This is a genomic window from Pseudomonas sp. KSR10 (assembly GCF_022355455.1).
GTDB lineage: Bacteria > Pseudomonadota > Gammaproteobacteria > Pseudomonadales > Pseudomonadaceae > Stutzerimonas > Stutzerimonas stutzeri_E.
Genome location: NZ_JAKOEN010000011.1, coordinates 360,851 through 376,600 on the forward strand (window position 1 = coordinate 360,851; position 15,750 = coordinate 376,600).

The 15,750-nt window shown below is 59.7% G+C and carries 14 protein-coding genes and 1 tRNA gene; 3 read left to right on the forward strand and 12 right to left on the reverse strand.

Annotation, left to right across the window (positions count from 1 at the left end):
• Positions 1–217: 217 nt before the first annotated feature.
• The 7 genes from MCB86_RS05525 to rpsU all read right to left on the reverse strand — a co-directional run bounded on the left by MCB86_RS05525 (position 218) and on the right by rpsU (position 6,573).
• On the reverse strand, positions 218–529 hold the full coding sequence (locus MCB86_RS05525) for a hypothetical protein (RefSeq protein WP_239610244.1): 312 nt from the start codon (positions 527–529) through the stop codon (positions 218–220).
• Positions 530–766: 237 nt separating this feature from the next.
• Positions 767–1,162 carry a putative Ig domain-containing protein gene (locus tag MCB86_RS05530; protein ID WP_239610245.1) on the reverse strand — a complete coding sequence of 132 codons (396 nt, stop codon included), beginning with the start codon at positions 1,160–1,162 and terminating at the stop codon, positions 767–769.
• A 571-nt stretch (positions 1,163–1,733) separates the two neighbouring features.
• On the reverse strand, positions 1,734–2,009 hold the full coding sequence (locus tag MCB86_RS05535; RefSeq protein ID WP_239610246.1) for a HipA domain-containing protein: 276 nt from the start codon (positions 2,007–2,009) through the stop codon (positions 1,734–1,736).
• Positions 2,010–2,168: 159 nt separating this feature from the next.
• Positions 2,169–2,245, reverse strand: a tRNA-Ile gene (locus MCB86_RS05540).
• A gap of 119 nt (positions 2,246–2,364) precedes the next feature.
• Positions 2,365–4,221 (reverse strand): RNA polymerase sigma factor RpoD, encoded by a 1,857-nt coding sequence (rpoD, locus tag MCB86_RS05545; RefSeq protein ID WP_239610247.1) that lies wholly within the window; start codon positions 4,219–4,221, stop codon positions 2,365–2,367.
• A 67-nt stretch (positions 4,222–4,288) separates the two neighbouring features.
• Complete coding sequence (gene dnaG / locus MCB86_RS05550) at positions 4,289–6,220, reverse strand: DNA primase (protein WP_239610248.1); 1,932 nt, start codon at positions 6,218–6,220, stop codon at positions 4,289–4,291.
• A gap of 137 nt (positions 6,221–6,357) precedes the next feature.
• Positions 6,358–6,573 carry a 30S ribosomal protein S21 gene (rpsU, locus tag MCB86_RS05555; protein ID WP_003283508.1) on the reverse strand — a complete coding sequence of 72 codons (216 nt, stop codon included), beginning with the start codon at positions 6,571–6,573 and terminating at the stop codon, positions 6,358–6,360.
• A gap of 196 nt (positions 6,574–6,769) precedes the next feature.
• On the opposite strand from rpsU, the gene tsaD reads away from it, so the two are divergent.
• Entirely contained in the window at positions 6,770–7,795 is a 1,026-nt protein-coding gene (tsaD, locus tag MCB86_RS05560) for a tRNA (adenosine(37)-N6)-threonylcarbamoyltransferase complex transferase subunit TsaD (RefSeq protein ID WP_045160529.1), read from the forward strand.
• A gap of 12 nt (positions 7,796–7,807) precedes the next feature.
• Here tsaD and plsY read toward each other — a convergent pair whose 3' ends face one another.
• Positions 7,808–8,377, reverse strand: coding sequence for a glycerol-3-phosphate 1-O-acyltransferase PlsY (plsY, locus tag MCB86_RS05565; protein WP_045160578.1), 570 nt, complete (start codon positions 8,375–8,377; stop codon positions 7,808–7,810).
• Between the two features lie 75 nt (positions 8,378–8,452).
• Between plsY and folB the strand changes: the two genes are divergently transcribed.
• Positions 8,453–8,806, forward strand: coding sequence for a dihydroneopterin aldolase (folB, locus tag MCB86_RS05570; protein WP_045160530.1), 354 nt, complete (start codon positions 8,453–8,455; stop codon positions 8,804–8,806).
• Positions 8,797–9,339, forward strand: coding sequence for a 2-amino-4-hydroxy-6-hydroxymethyldihydropteridine diphosphokinase (gene folK, locus MCB86_RS05575; RefSeq protein WP_239610249.1), 543 nt, complete (start codon positions 8,797–8,799; stop codon positions 9,337–9,339). The genes folB and folK overlap by 10 nt, the downstream gene beginning before the upstream one ends.
• 16 nt (positions 9,340–9,355) lie before the next feature.
• Here the strand turns inward: folK and MCB86_RS05580 are convergent, their stop codons facing one another.
• From MCB86_RS05580 to MCB86_RS05595, 4 genes are all read right to left on the reverse strand, one after another.
• Positions 9,356–10,609, reverse strand: coding sequence for a multifunctional CCA addition/repair protein (locus MCB86_RS05580; RefSeq protein ID WP_045160532.1), 1,254 nt, complete (start codon positions 10,607–10,609; stop codon positions 9,356–9,358).
• 84 nt (positions 10,610–10,693) lie between these two features.
• Positions 10,694–12,250 carry a SpoVR family protein gene (locus MCB86_RS05585; RefSeq protein ID WP_045160533.1) on the reverse strand — a complete coding sequence of 519 codons (1,557 nt, stop codon included), beginning with the start codon at positions 12,248–12,250 and terminating at the stop codon, positions 10,694–10,696.
• Between the two features lie 10 nt (positions 12,251–12,260).
• Entirely contained in the window at positions 12,261–13,532 is a 1,272-nt protein-coding gene (locus MCB86_RS05590) for a YeaH/YhbH family protein (RefSeq protein ID WP_045160534.1), read from the reverse strand.
• Positions 13,533–13,646: 114 nt separating this feature from the next.
• Positions 13,647–15,569, reverse strand: a complete 1,923-nt coding sequence (locus MCB86_RS05595; RefSeq protein ID WP_239610250.1) for a PrkA family serine protein kinase — start codon at positions 15,567–15,569, stop codon at positions 13,647–13,649.
• Between the last annotated feature and the right edge of the window lie 181 nt (positions 15,570–15,750).

Here is a 15,750-nt window from a genome sequence, read left to right on the forward strand (position 1 = left end):
GTCTAATCCACAAGCCCGGAACTCACGTCTGCGAATCCGGCACGGCGTGGCTAGTGCATCAACCCGACGGGTTGATCGAGCGTTGGGATTTGCTCATTCGCTGCAGGCAGCCGGAGCCAACCCTGCACCCGGTCATTCTCGATATACCAGCGGCCTTCACGGTGGCCGAGAGGTAGGTTTTCCCTTGCGCTGGCGAAGGGGCCTGGGTTCTGTTGGGCTATTTGCAGCATGTCGCTGCCGACGCTGGCAATGATCGCAACGTGCCCATAGCGTTGAGCAGCGAGGGGGCGAACACCAGCAGGTCGTCCGCTTGCGGCAGCGCGGTACTGCCGTTGGTGAATTGCAACAGGCCGCGCCTGGCATTCAGGGCGCCGTCACCGACCTGTGGATCGAAGAAGTCTTTGGCATGCCCGTAGCTGTCCGGCATATGGTGGCCGTGGCGCTCGAAGTAGTAGCGTTTGACGAACTCAACGCACTGATAGCGAAGGCCCAGGTTGTAGCCGTCCTGCGTCAGGTTACGGCCTTGCACCGTGTTGACCCCACCGTTGTAGTAATGGCTACGCCGTTTAGCTCATTGAGCGGCTCGCCCACGGCATGCTGGGGGTTGGGATCAATTCGGGTAGCAGCAGAATAAAGTCCCAGGGTAACCAGTGGCAGAACGGCCAGGCCTATGAGAGAGGCGCGTCGAAGGTTATTCATGGGTTTTATTATTTCTTCGCTTTATTTTGTAGACGTGCGCCACGTTCTGGTTGGCGCACTGGGGCGGTTATTCCGCAACTTCAAGCGTGTAGACGCGACGTGCCCTGAGGCTGGCGCACTGGGTGCCATAGGTGCCGGCGGATATATGCACTTCATAGGCGCCAGCCTTGATCGGAGTACCGTTGATGTGCCCCGTCGGTTCGCGGTTTTGGTGATGGATACTCAGTCCATCGGGTAAGGGGTGGGCGTCACTTACATAGATGCCGTGGACAGGTGAAGAAGTATTGGTCACGCTGAGCTGTACGCTGTACGGGACTCCGACTTTGGCGGTTGGCAAGGCCTCCGGCAGCAGGGTCGGTTCGGGCCGCATTGCGCAGCTACCGACCACTCCACCGGACACGACTGTTTCACATCCCGCCAGCTGCAGCATTAAGCCGATGACGCAAAGTGCTTTCCGTAGCATATGGGGCGCTTTCCTCGTTATGGGGTTTTGCTGAATACGTCCCCGCCGTATATGTCATTGACGAGCTGACTAAGCGTATACGCGTGTCGTCCGCCCAGCTTTTGTCGCCTTCGCTAAATTGTGGCAATGATCACTGTCTGCTTTAAGCATCTGGCAGAGCGGGTAATAGTCGCGCCAGGCCACGATGCCATTTCTCCCTCATAGGCGGAAGACAAACCTGTACACCGGGTCGATCATTGGAAACCTTTCTCAAAGCCGTGCTGAGCATTCCCCCGAGCAAGTAGGCTGCCATGGTTGAGCAACCCTGCGAGTCCGCGGTAGAGGTCGGCAATGAAGTTATCGAAGCCGCGAAAACGAGCCCGCCTGGCGTGATGTAGCCAAACATATGGTGCATGTCTGGATCAAAAGGCATGGAGACATTGCGCAACCCCAAAGCCGCTCCGCATGTTCACGGCGTGGATACCGCTATCGAAGAAACAGGTTAGTCAGGACCGTGCAAGCCGGAGCACAGCCGAGAGGTGACCGGTCGCTCTGAATTACTGGCAACGGAGACTGAAACCATAATGCGCAGCTAATCGGCCAGATCCCCCGCAGCTGGACAAGCCAGCGGCTGCTGGCGAAGCGTGGGTAAGCTTAAGGCCATAGACTGGGTCAGGGCAGCATCAGCACGCGAGGTGTAAAACAGCGCGATGTTCTTCGAGTGGCAGTCAGCATTGCGCAGCACGTAGTTGGTCAGCAACTGCCAGCCCAGGTGTTCGCGTTGCGCTTGCAGACGCTCAGCAGGGATGTAGTGACGCTTGGCACTCCACGCCCGCTCGGTGGTGGGCGTACTTTTCGTGGGTGGCAAGCCCGGGAGCCCACAGGCGTCTTAGACGTCGCAGCGGGGGATGCCTTGCTCGCCGACGTCCCTACGCCTGGCTAAGAAAGCGGTACCCGTAAAAATATTTTCGGACCAGAAAAAGAAAAGGCCAGCTACGAAAAGCTGGCCTAACTCTTTGATTTTTTTTGGTGGGCCCACACGGACTCGAACCGTGGACCAAAGGATTATGAGTCCTCTGCTCTAACCAACTGAGCTATAGGCCCTCAGAGGCCGGCGGATTATACCGGTGCTGCTGCTGATGCGCCAAGCGAAGCTGAGCGTACGTCGTTGTTTTGTCTGGCCTTGAATGCAAAACCCCCGGCACGGGCCGGGGGTTTTGGTTTTACTCGTCGAGGAAGGAGCGCAAGTGCTCGCTTCTCGTCGGGTGGCGCAGCTTGCGTAGCGCCTTGGCTTCTATCTGACGGATCCGCTCGCGGGTTACATCGAACTGTTTGCCGACTTCCTCGAGGGTGTGGTCGGTGTTCATGTCGATGCCGAAGCGCATGCGCAGTACCTTGGCTTCACGGGCAGTGAGGCCGGAGAGCACTTCGCGAGTGGCTTCCTTGAGACTCTCCACAGTCGCCACGTCGATCGGCGATTGCATGGCGGAGTCTTCGATGAAGTCGCCCAGATGCGAGTCTTCGTCGTCACCGATCGGGGTTTCCATGGAGATCGGCTCTTTGGCGATCTTCAGTACCTTACGGATCTTGTCCTCGGGCATTTCCATGCGCTCGCCAAGCTCTTCAGGTGTAGGCTCGCGGCCCATCTCCTGTAGCATCTGACGGGAGATGCGGTTGAGCTTGTTGATCGTCTCGATCATGTGCACCGGGATGCGGATGGTCCGCGCCTGGTCGGCAATGGAGCGAGTGATCGCCTGGCGAATCCACCAAGTGGCGTAGGTCGAGAACTTGTAGCCGCGGCGGTATTCGAACTTGTCCACCGCTTTCATCAGGCCGATGTTGCCTTCCTGGATCAGGTCGAGGAATTGCAGGCCGCGGTTGGTGTATTTCTTGGCGATGGAGATCACCAGGCGCAGGTTGGCCTCGACCATCTCTTTCTTCGCCCGGCGAGCCTTGGCCTCGCCGATGGACATGCGGCGGTTGATGTCCTTGATGTCCGTGATCAGCAGAGCGCACTCTTCTTCAAGTGCGAGCAGCTTTTCCTGGCAGCGCTGGATATCTTCCTTGCGTGCGGCGATGGCTTCGGCGTACTTGCTTTTGCCGCTAGCCAACTGATCGGCCCAACCCAGGTCGGTCTCGTTGTTCGGAAACTGACGCAGGAAATCGGCGCGAGGCATGCGCGCGTCACGCACGCAGATCTGCATGATGGCGCGTTCCTGGGCGCGAACCTGGCCCAGGGCGCTGCGTACGCGTTCGACCAGCGCATCGTATTGCTTGGGGATGAGCTTGATCGGCATGAACAGCGTGGCCAGCTCCTGCAGCGCGTCGGTCGCTTGCTGACTGCCGCGGCCGTGCTTCTTCAGCGCTTTCTTGGCGGCTTCAAGTTGCTCAGCAACCGCGCCGAAGCGAACGCGAGCGACTTCCGGATCCGGACCGCCATCGCCTTCCTCTTCCTCGCTGTCGGAGTCGTCCTCTTCGTCGTCGTCCTTGTCATCTGCAGCCGGCTTTGCCGCTGTCTGCGGAGTGGCGGGTTCGACTTCCTGTTGCGGGCCGGCGGCGCCGTCGTCGTCAGGGTCGATATAGCCACTGAGGATGTCGGACAGACGGCCGCCTTCGGTGGTGACGCGCTCGTAGTCGGCGAGAATGCTGTCTACGGTGCCCGGAAAGTGGGCGATTGCGCTCATCACTTCGCGAATGCCTTCCTCGATGCGTTTGGCGATTTCGATTTCGCCTTCGCGGGTCAGCAGTTCGACGGTGCCCATTTCGCGCATGTACATGCGCACGGGATCTGTGGTGCGGCCGATGTCGGTTTCGACAGCGGCAAGCGCTGCTGCGGCTTCTTCGGCTGCGGCTTCATCGGTATCGGCTTCGGCCAGCAACAGGGCATCGGCATCCGGGGCGACCTCGAATACATTGATACCCATGTCGTTGATCATGCGAATGATGTCTTCCACCTGTTCCGGATCGGAAATATCCTCCGGTAGGTGGTCATTGACCTCGGCGTAAGTCAGGTACCCCTGCTCACGGCCACGCTGGATCAATTCTTTGAGACGGGACTGCTGTTGCGCTTTTCCGGACATATAACCCTATCCACTGACGGTTCTGGCGGGTTGAAAACAAGCTGACCATTATAGCCGAGCAAGGACCTCACGCGCCAGTTGAGGTCGATATAGCGGGTGTTGAGTTGCGATTTAACAAGTTGCGCAGCTGTTCTTTCTCCTCCGCGCTGAGTTCTCCCTGACGAGCTTTGCGGAGCAACGATTCGAGGCTGCGCTCGCGTTGCCTGGCGGCCAGGGTTGTTATGGTGTCGAAAAACTGTTGTTCAAGGTTATCGGCCGAGATCAGCCATTCTTTCTCGGCAAGTGCGCGTAAAAGGCGCCCTTGGTCGGTTCCGTGCCAGCGTGCGATCAACTGCAGGCTGCGCAGCTTGGGATTCTTTTGCAGTGTTCCAAGGAGCGCGACAAGGAGTTGCGCATAAGTGTCATCTTCTGCTGCGAAATGGCTAGCATCTTCGACTTTCTGGGCAAGCTCTGGATGGTGCAGTAGTGTCCGCAAAGTGGTCAGCGCCGGCGGTTCTACCGTGGCGGGCGTTCTCGGTTTGCGTGACTTTAAGTCTGGACGCTGGCCGGGTTTTTTCCAGTCTTTCTTCCATTCTTTCTTGTCGCTGCGCTTCGGTTGGGTAGCTTCCGGCGGTGCGTAGTAATCGCCTTCGTCATTCCCGGAGCCCGTGTCGTAATAGATGCTGTCATCGTATTCTGGAGCGGCGCTTGGTGATGTCGTGCTCATCTGTTGCAGAGCTTCGCTGTGCAAGCCCGTTATTTCGCCGAGGCGCTGGCGCATCAGTGCGCGCAGGTTGGCGCCGGGAATCTTCTCGATGAGCGGCGCCGCAAGCGTGGCCAGGTGGGCCTTGCCTTCCAGCGAGCGCGGATCGGCTTCTTCGCTGAGCTGCTGAAAGAAGTAGTCGGCCAGGGGTTGGGCCTGTTGCTGTATCCGTGCCATGAAGGCATCGGTGCCTTCGCTGCGCACCAGGGTGTCTGGATCTTCGCCTTCGGGCAAAAACAAAAAGCGTGCGCGACGGCCATCTTGCAGGTTTGGCAGCGTCGACTCCAGAGCGCGCCAGGCGGCCTTGCGCCCGGCAGCATCTCCGTCGAAGCAGAACAGCACGCTCGGCACGATACGAAATAGGCGCTTGAGATGCTCGTCGCTGGTGGCGGTGCCGAGTGTGGCAACGGCGTTGCGCAGACCCTGTTGGGCCAATGCGATCACATCCATGTAGCCTTCGACAACCATGATCTCGTCCAGGTCGCGGTTGGCCTTGCGGGCTTCGTAGAGGCCATACAGCTCCTGGCCTTTGTGGAACACTGGTGTTTCCGGGGAGTTCAGATACTTTGGCTTATCGTCGCCCAGTACACGACCGCCAAAGGCAATGACGCGGCCACGGCTATCGCGGATCGGAAACATCACTCGGTCGCGGAAGCGGTCGTAGCTCCTGCCGGTTTCGGCGTTTTCGATCAGCAGGCCGGCGTCGATCATCGCCTTCTGCTGGAGGGTATCGCCGCCCAGGTGTTTCATCAGGTTGTCCCAGCCGGGCGGTGCGAAGCCGAGGCCGAAATCCCTGGCGATAACCCCGGACAATCCGCGCCCCTTGAGATATTCCACGGCAGCCTTGCGGGCCGGGTGTCCCTTGAGGGCCTGGCGGTAATATTCGGCGGCGGCCTCAAGCAGCGGGTAGAGCGGCGAGTCTACGGGCTGACGCGGCTTGCGCCCCGGTCCGCTTTCCTCGCGAGGAACCTCCATGCCGGCGCGCTTGGCCAATTCCTCGACGGCCTGGGGGAACTCCAGGCTGTCGTGATCCATGATGAAGCCGAGCGCATTGCCGCCAGCGCCGCAGCCGAAGCAGTAATAGAACTGCTTGTCGGGGCTGACGCTGAAGGATGGGGTCTTTTCCTTGTGGAACGGGCAGCAAGCGGTGTAGTTCTTGCCCGCTTTTTTCAATTGGATGCGCGAACTCACCACCTCGACAATGTCGGAGCGGTTGAGCAGGTCATCAATGAATGATTGCGGGATCAAGCCGGCCATAGGGGTATGAGAATACGCTCGCGGTGTTCGGGCCGGAATGAAAAAAACTCCGGCCATTCGCCAGCTGGCGAAGCGGAGTCTATTTCAATGCAAAGCCCGACATATGCCGGGCTTGATGCAGCTTCAGTTGTACTGGATCAGTACAGGCGAACGCTGCGGCGCTGTTCGCGCTGCACTTTCTTGGCGTGACGCTTGACTGCGGCAGCAGCTTTACGCTTGCGCTCGGCAGTGGGCTTTTCGTAGAACTCACGGCTGCGGACTTCAGCCAGAACACCGGCTTTTTCGCAAGAACGCTTGAAGCGACGCAGAGCTACGTCGAATGGTTCGTTCTCTTTAACTTTAACGTTGGGCATCCAGGACGTACCTTCACTTGTTTACCGGTTACAACGCGCTTCGGCAAATATCGCGAGCACGCTGGTTTTAAGGGTTGCGGATGTTAACGCCTTGCCGCATGGAATGCAAAGCCCCCTTAGCGAAAAGCGCTGGTCGGTCGCCGCTTGCGACGATTAATATGCACGGCTTCATTCGCTTCTCTGGAAGGTTGTACCCATGCTGGTGCTGGGGCTGGAAACTTCATGCGACGAGACCGGTGTCGCGCTGTACGACAGTGAGCGCGGCCTGTTGGCCGACGCTCTGTTCAGTCAGATCGACCTTCACCGCGTCTATGGTGGGGTGGTGCCGGAGCTGGCCTCGCGCGATCACGTCAAGCGGATGCTGCCGCTGATCCGCCAGGTGCTAGCCGAAGCCGACCGCGAGGCGAGTCAGATCGATGCGGTGGCCTACACCGCTGGTCCTGGCCTGGTCGGTGCGTTGCTGGTCGGGGCCTCCTGCGCGCAGGCGATGGCGTTTGCCTGGGGTGTGCCGGCGGTCGGCGTGCATCATATGGAAGGGCACCTCTTGGCGCCAATGCTCGAAGAGCAGCCGCCAGCGTTTCCGTTCGTCGCGCTGCTGGTGTCCGGCGGGCACACGCAACTGGTTCGAGTCGACGGGATTGGTCGCTACGAGCTGCTGGGCGAGTCGGTGGACGATGCGGCCGGTGAGGCGTTCGACAAGACGGCGAAGCTGATGGGGCTGCGTTATCCCGGAGGTCCCGAAATCGCGCTACTCGCCGAGCGCGGTACGCCAGGCCGCTTCGTCTTTCCCCGCCCCATGACTGATCGGCCCGGGCTGGATTTCAGTTTCAGCGGCCTAAAGACCTCGACCCTTACGACCTGGCAGCAATGCCGTAACGCTGGCGACGATGGTGAGCAGACGCGTTGCGATATCGCGCTGGCCTTCCAGCAGGCGGTGGTCGAAACGCTGACCATCAAATGCCGACGCGCTCTACAGCAGACGGGCCTGAAGAATTTGGTGATCGCCGGTGGCGTGAGCGCCAATCTGGCGCTACGTCAGAGCCTGGAAGGAATGCTCGGTGAGCTGAAGGGCCAGGTGTTTTATGCGCGGCCCCGCTTCTGTACCGACAATGGTGCGATGATCGCGTATGCCGGTTGTCAGCGCTTGCTGGCAGGGCAGCAGGACGGGCCGGAGATTTCCGTTCAGGCGCGCTGGCCGATGGAGACACTCGCGGCGGTATGAACGGCTTGTCGCTTAGAAATGCCGCTCTGTGCCGGCGAACAGGTCGCGCAGATTGCTCCGATGACGCCAGGCGATCAGGGCGGCTAGTAGCGCCATGGGCAAGAACGCGTCAGGCTGTTGCCAGGCCAGCAGCGGCAGGCAGAGCGGTAGTGCGGCAAGTGCGGCCAGTGAGCTGGTTCGGGTTATCTTGAATACCACCAGCCAGATGGTCAGAGCCAGCAATGCGGTCGGCGGGTTCAATCCGAGCAAGGCGCCAGCGGCAGTGGCAACGCCCTTGCCGCCACGAAAGCGAAAATACAGCGGATACAGATGGCCCAGCACCGCCGCGAGGGCAATCCAGGCTTGTTGTTCGATAGGTAGGCCTAGCGCTTGGGCGAGCAACACTGGCAGAAGCCCCTTGAGCAGGTCGCCGAATAAGGTGCCGATTGCCAGGCGTCTGCCGGCGAGTCGCAGCATATTGGTGGCGCCGGGATTACCGGAGCCACTGGCTCGCGGATCGGGTGCACCGGTCAGGCGACTTAGTAGAATGGCGAACGACAGCGAACCGGTCAGATAGGCGAGTAGTGTCAGTTGCCAGAACATGGCATCCATCCGGGGCAGGGAGCTCCTGAGTCTAACGGCGCGCACCGAAGTTGTCGTGTCGTGGGAGAGAGTTGCGTGGATACAGTTTTCATCGAGGGGCTGGAAGTGGATACGCTGATCGGCGCCTATGATTGGGAGCGTGGCATTCGACAGTGCCTGCGTCTGGATCTGACCCTCGGCTGGGACATTCGTCCCGCCGCGGAAAATGACGAACTGGATAAGGCCCTGGACTATGCAGAAGTGACTGCCGCCATCGATCGGTTCGCGCAGGCTTCGCGCTTCGAGCTGGTGGAGACCTTTGCCGAGCGGCTGGCTGCTGACCTGATGAGCCAGTTCGGCATCCCCTGGCTGCGGCTGCGGGTCACCAAACCGGGCGTCAATACACGCGCTTCGGCGCTGGGCGTGGAGATCGAACGCGGATGTCGCTGACTCGTGTACTGCTAGGGCTGGGCAGCAATAACAAGCGCGAGCAGAATCTGACTGCCGGTCTCGATGCGCTGGCGCAACTGCTTGGCGACATGCGTTGCTCTGCCGTCTTCGAAAGCCTCGCAGTGGGCTACAAGGGCGACAATTTCTACAATCTGGTCGTGTCCGGAACCACCGAACTGCCGTTGATGGAGTTGGATCGTCGGCTCAAGTTCATCGAGGCGGACAACGGCCGCTACGCGCCTGACCGAAAAGGTCTACCGCTGGACATCGATGTATTGATGTACGGCGACCTGACGGGCAATTTCAATGGCTTGGAACTGCCGCGTCCAGAGACGCTGAAAAATGCCTTCGTGCTCTGGCCACTGGCGCTACTGGCGCCAGATGTGATGCATCCGCGTGCGGGGCGGAGCTTCGCCGAGCTGTGGCGCGACTCGACCATCGAGCAGCAGCTCTGGCCGGTGCCGTTCCAGTGGAAAGGCACGCAGCTGACGCCTATGGCGCTGATAGCGTCAGCGCCTCGCGCAGACACCTGAAGGCGGCTGTGATCAGCTAGCCGCTGTACGGGTCGCTCGGTGCTTCGCCAGCGTTGCTCTGCTGCCTCCGCTGATAGGCCTGCACGGCCAGCAGACGTGCGCGTTTGAGCGCCTCGCCCAGTTCCGCTGCCTGATAACCCTGCTCGATCAGTGGTTTCGCCTGTACGCCGCGAGCCGCCTCGGCCGCACCGCGCAAGTAGTCGGCCTGAAGGTAGTCAGTAGGTTCGGGGGCGGCGCGGCCACGCGCATCCATCTCGCAGGCGGCAATGAACTGCTCGAAGCGCTCCGGGCGACGGTAGATGTCGAAGTGCTGAAGCATTTCGAACAGCGCCTGGGCGGACAGCTCCGGTGCCCGGTGCGCGCACGGGCAAAACTCCCCGACCAGCATGGCCAGATCCTGGCAATCGCGTGGAACCTTGTATCGAGCGCTGAGCGCTGCGATCAGCGGCAGGCCCGCCTTGTCGGCCGGCGGATCCCGGTCATCCATTGCCGTCCCGCCCAGATGCTGCAGCAGGCAGGCCCAACGCACCGTCAGCGGTTGTGCGTGCATTGCGTTCTGCCGCAGCACCTCGAGCACGTGATCACCGAGGGAGGCTTCAGCGTTACCTGAGCGCGGTTGCGACACGCTGAATAATCCATCGATCTCCGGGAAAAGCTCCTTCAAGGCGCCGCAATCGCGCAGCACCTGCACGAACACATCGGGGCGGGGCTCCATTAGCGCGCGCGAGATTTCCTTCCAGCTACGCTCCGGTGTCAGCGCCTGGAGCTCCCCCGATTCGGCGAGCTGTCGCATCAGCGCTTGGGTTTCAGCGGCGACGCTGAAACCGAGTTCGGCATAGCGGGCGGCGAAGCGCGCCACGCGCAGCACCCGCAAGGGATCTTCGGCAAAGGCGGGGGACACGTGTCTGAGCTGGCGCGCGGCCAGGTCGGCCTGGCCGTCGTAGGGATCGATCAGATGACCCCGCTCATCCTCGGCCATGGCATTGATGGTCAGGTCGCGGCGGGCGAGGTCTTCCTCGAGCGTGACGTCAGCGCTGGCGTAGAAGGTAAAACCGCCGTAGCCGCGTCCGCTCTTGCGCTCCGTGCGGGCAAGCGCGTATTCCTCGCCGGTAGCAGGGTGCAGAAACACCGGGAAGTCCGCGCCCACCGGGCGAAAGCCCTTGGCCTGCATTTCCTCGGCGCTGGATCCGACCACCACCCAATCCACCTCGGTGACGGGCCGTCCCAGCAACCGATCACGTACCGCTCCGCCGACTTTGTAGATCTGCATGTAGTCCTCCGTTCCGGCGGAGGATAAACGAAAGCCTCGCGGCAGCAAGCCGCGAGGCTCCTGAGGGGCACTGCGCCGAGTCGATCAGATCGGTGGTAGCGCCAGATTCATGCCGGGGAATTTGCCTTCGGCCTCCGGGTCGACGACCCTCGGCGGCATGTGATGAGTCGTGACCAGCTTGTCGTCTTGCATCGATTGCAGATGCACATCGAAGCCCCAGAGCCGGTGCAGGTGCTTGAGCACCTCATCGGTCGAGCTGCCCAGGGGTTTGCGGTCGTGTTGCTGATGACGCAGGGTCAGCGACCGATCGCCGCGACGATCAACGCTCCAGACCTGAACGTTGGGTTCGCGATTGCCCAGGTTGTACTGCGCCGCCAGTAATTCGCGGATGGCGTGATAGCCATTCTCGTCATGGATGGCAGGGACCAGCAGCTCGTCCTTGTGATCATCATCGAGGATGCTGAACAGTTTGAGGTCGCGAATGACCTTCGGTGACAGGAATTGCAGGATGAAGCTCTCATCCTTGAAGTTGTTCATTGCGAATTTCACGGTGGTCAGCCAGTCGCTACCGGCGATATCCGGGAACCAGCGCTTGTCTTCTTCCGTGGGTTTTTCGCAGATCCGGCGAATATCCTGATACATGGCGAACCCCAGGGTGTAGGGATTGATGCCGCTGTAGTAGGGGCTGTCGAAACCGGGTTGATAAATCACGCTGGTATGCGACTGGAGAAACTCCATCATGAAGCCGTCGGTTACCAGTCCTTCGTCGTACAGATCGTTGAGCAAGGTGTAATGCCAGAAGGTCGCCCAGCCTTCGTTCATCACCTGGGTCTGGCGCTGTGGATAGAAATACTGGGCGATCTTGCGCACGATTCGCACCACCTCTCGCTGCCAGGGCTCCAGCAACGGTGCGTGTTTCTCGATGAAGTAGAGGATGTTCTCCTGCGGTTCGGCCGGGAAGCGCTGGTCGCGTTTGCGCTCGTCGCCTTTTTCACCAAATTTTGGAATCGTTCGCCAAAGGTCGTTGATCTGCTTTTGCAGGTGCTCTTCGCGATCCTTCTGCCGCCGTCGTTCTTCCTCGGCAGAAATCGGGTAGGGGCGCTTGTAGCGATCGACACCATAGTTCATCAGCGCATGACAGGAGTCGAGCAGATCCTCCACTGCATCGATGCCGTGGCGTTCCTCGCACTGCATGATGTACTGCTTGGCAAACACCAGGTAATCGATGATCGAGCTGGCGTCGGTCCAGGTGCGGAACAGGTAGTTGCCCTTGAAAAAGCTGTTGTGGCCGTAGCTGGCATGGGCAATCACCAGCGCCTGCATGGTGATGGTGTTCTCTTCCATCAGATAGGCGATACACGGATCGGAGTTGATCACGATCTCGTACGCCAAGCCCATTTGGCCTCGGGTATAGGATTTTTCAGTGCTGAGAAAATGTTTGCCGTAGGACCAGTGGTGATAGCCGAGCGGCATGCCTACCGACGCGTAGGCATCCATCATCTGTTCGGCCGTGATGACTTCGATCTGGTTTGGGTAGGTGTCCAGCGCATAGCGCTCAGCGATGCGACCGATCTCGCGGTCGTAGGCGCGGATCAGCTCGAAGGTCCATTCCGAGCCGGTGGAAATGGGCTGTCGTTTCATGCTGCGTACCTCAGCTAGCCATGCGCCGCTGGAAAAGCTCGCGAAACACCGGATAGATGTCTCCCGCGGTCACCAGTTGCTGCTGGGCGAACGAGTCACCGAAGGCTTCGGCCACCTGGTTATATTCGTACCACAGCGCCTGATGTTCGCGAGGGGTGATTTCGACATAGGTGAAATACTGGACGAACGGCATGATCTGGTTGACCAGGATGTCTCTGCAGATCGGCGAATCGTCGTTCCAGTTATCGCCGTCCGAAGCCTGCGCGGCGTAGATGTTCCACTCGTTAGCCGGATAACGCTCGGCCATGATCTCCTGCATCATTTTCAATGCGCTGGAGACGATGGTGCCGCCGGTTTCCCGCGAGTAGAAGAATTCCTCCTCGTCGACCTCTTTGGCGCTGGTGTGGTGGCGGATGAACACCACGTCGATCTTGTCGTAGTTCCGCTTGAGGAACAGATAAAGAAGGATGAAGAAGCGCTTGGCGATGTCCTTGGTGGCCTGGGTCATGGAGCCGGACACGTCCATCAGACAGAACATCACCGCCTTGGAACTGGGGTTGGGGTGCTTGACCAGCAGGTTGTACTTGAGGTCGAAGGTGTCGAGAAACGGAACACGGTGAATGCGTGCGCTGAGCCGCTCTATTTCTTCCTCGGCGGCCTGGATGTCGGTGAAATTGGCAGGCTCTTCGAGCTTCAGGCGTGCCAGTTCGGCCTTCACCTCACGCAGTTTGGCGCGACTGCTGCCCGACAGCGCGATGCGGCGCGCATGGGCCGAGCGCAGCGTGCGCACGATATTGATACGCGACGGATTGCCTTCGTTGCTGATGCCGGCGCGGACCGTCTTGAAGGTGTCGGTGCCGGTCAGGTGGCGTTTGACCAGATTGGGCAGCTCCAGGTCCTCGAACATGAAGTCGAGAAATTCCTCCTGGGTAATCTGAAACACGAAGTCATCCATGCCTTCGCCACTGTTGCTGGCCTTGCCTGCGCCCTGGCCTGCGCCGCCACCCTGCGGTCGGGGGATGCGTTCACCGGCGACGAATTCCTTGTTGCCGGGATGCACGATGGTCTGCTTCCCGCCGCGACCGTGGTGGAGTATCGGCTCATCGATGTCACGACCAGGAATGCTGATCTGCTCGCCGTGCTCCATGTCGGTGATGGAGCGACGACCCACGGCCTCCTCCACGGCCTTCTTGATGTGTCCTCGGTATCGCTGCAGGAATCGTTGGCGATTCACTGTGCTTTTGTTCTTGCCGTTCAGACGGCGGTCGATCACGTAACTCATAGGCCCCTCCGGGGCAGCTTCAAGCGGGAAGCCAGAGGCTGGAAGCGCCAACAACGCCGCAAGCGCACGCTTTGCTTGTGCTTCCGGCGTTCAGCCATCCAGCTCCGGCTGCTCTTACTGCGATTTACGTACCCGCAGATACCATTCCGATAGCAGGCGTACCTGTTTTTCGGTATAGCCGCGTTCGACCATGCGCACGACGAAATCGTTGTGCTTCTTCTGATCCTCCTTGCTGGCTTTGGCGTTGAAGCTGATGACCGGTAGCAAGTCCTCGGTGTTGGAGAACATCTTCTTCTCGATCACTACCCGCAGTTTCTCGTAGCTGAGCCAGGATGGATTCTTGCCGTTGTTGTTGGCGCGAGCACGCAGTACGAAATTGACGATCTCGTTGCGGAAATCCTTCGGATTGCTGATGCCAGCTGGTTTCTCGATCTTCTCCAATTCTTCGTTGAGTGCAGCCCGGTTGAGAATTTCGCCGGTTTCGGGGTCGCGGTACTCTTGGTCCTGAATCCAGAAATCGGCATACAGCACGTAACGGTCGAAAATGTTCTGGCCGTACTCGCTGTAAGACTCCAGATAGGCGGTCTGGATTTCCTTGCCGATGAAGTCCACGTAGCGCGGCGCCAGGTATTCCTTGATGAAGCGCAGGTAGCGCTCGCGCACCTCGGCAGGGAACTGTTCCTGCTCGATCTGCTGTTCCAGCACATAGAGCAGGTGCACCGGGTTGGCGGCGATCTCGTGCGGATCGAAGTTGAATACCTTGGACAGGATCTTGAAGGCGAAACGGGTCGAGAGCCCGTTCATGCCCTCGTCGACACCGGCGGTGTCACGGGATTCCTGGATCGACTTGGCCTTGGGGTCGGTGTCCTTGAGGTTTTCGCCATCGTAGACCCGCATCTTCGAGTAGATGTTGGAGTTTTCCGGCTCCTTCAGCCGGCTCAGCACCGAGAACTGCGCCAACATTTTCAGCGTGTCGGGCGCGCAATGGGCTTTGGATAGCGAGCTATTGAACAGCAGTTTGTCGTAAATCTTGATCTCGTCGGTGACCCGCAGGCAGTACGGCACCTTGACGATGTAGATGCGGTCGATGAAGGCTTCGTTGTTTTTGTTGTTGCGGAAGGTGTGCCACTCCGACTCGTTGGAGTGGGCCAGCAGGATGCCGTTGTAGGGAATCGCGCCGAGGCCTTCGGTGCTGTTGTAGTTGCCTTCCTGGGTCGCGGTCAGCAGCGGATGCAGCACCTTGATCGGCGCTTTGAACATCTCGACGAACTCCATCATGCCCTGGTTGGCACGGCAGAGGGCGCCCGAGTAGCTGTACGCGTCGGCATCGTTCTGTGGGAATTCCTCCAGCTTGCGGATATCCACCTTGCCCACCAGGGCGGAAATGTCCTGGTTGTTCTCGTCACCGGGCTCGGTCTTGGCAATGGCGATCTGATTGAGAATAGAGGGATAAAGCTTGACCACACGGAACTGGCTGATGTCGCCGCCGAATTCCTGCAGGCGCTTGGTCGCCCAGGGTGACATGATCGAGCTGAGGTAGCGACGCGGAATGCCGTAGTCCTCCTCAAGGATCTGTGCATCTTCAGCCGGGTTGAACAGCCCCAGGGGCGACTCGAACACCGGCGAGCCCTTGATCGCATAGAAGGGTACGCGCTCCATGAGCTGTTTGAGCTTTTCGGCGAGAGAGGACTTGCCGCCGCCCACCGGGCCGAGCAAGTAGAGAATCTGCTTCTTCTCTTCCAGCCCCTGCGCGGCATGCCGGAAATAGGACACGATCTGATCGATGCAGTCTTCCATCCCGTGGAAATCCTCGAACGCGGGATAGCGACGGATCACCTTGTTGGAAAAGATCCGCGACAGTCGCGGGTCAGTCGAGGTGTCGATCAGTTCGGGCTCGCCGATCGCCATCAGCAGGCGCTCGGCCGCCGTAGCGTAGGTACCCCGGTCTTCCTTGCACAGGTCGAGGTATTCCTGAAGCGAATATTCCTCCTGGCGAGTTGCTTCGAATCGTTGCTGGAAATGGCTGAAAATGCTCATGACTTCACCTCGGACGATGCTCGGAGCCGGTGTTGTCATCAGGCATTCAGGTGCGGCCGACTTGTCGGCCTTGGAGTCCCCCCGAACACCTAATGGTCGAAAACCTGAGGCCCGGTAGCCGGTACACGGCTTTCATTTGTTTGGATGGCCTGAACTGAAGGATAGTTCGGATTCAGCAAAT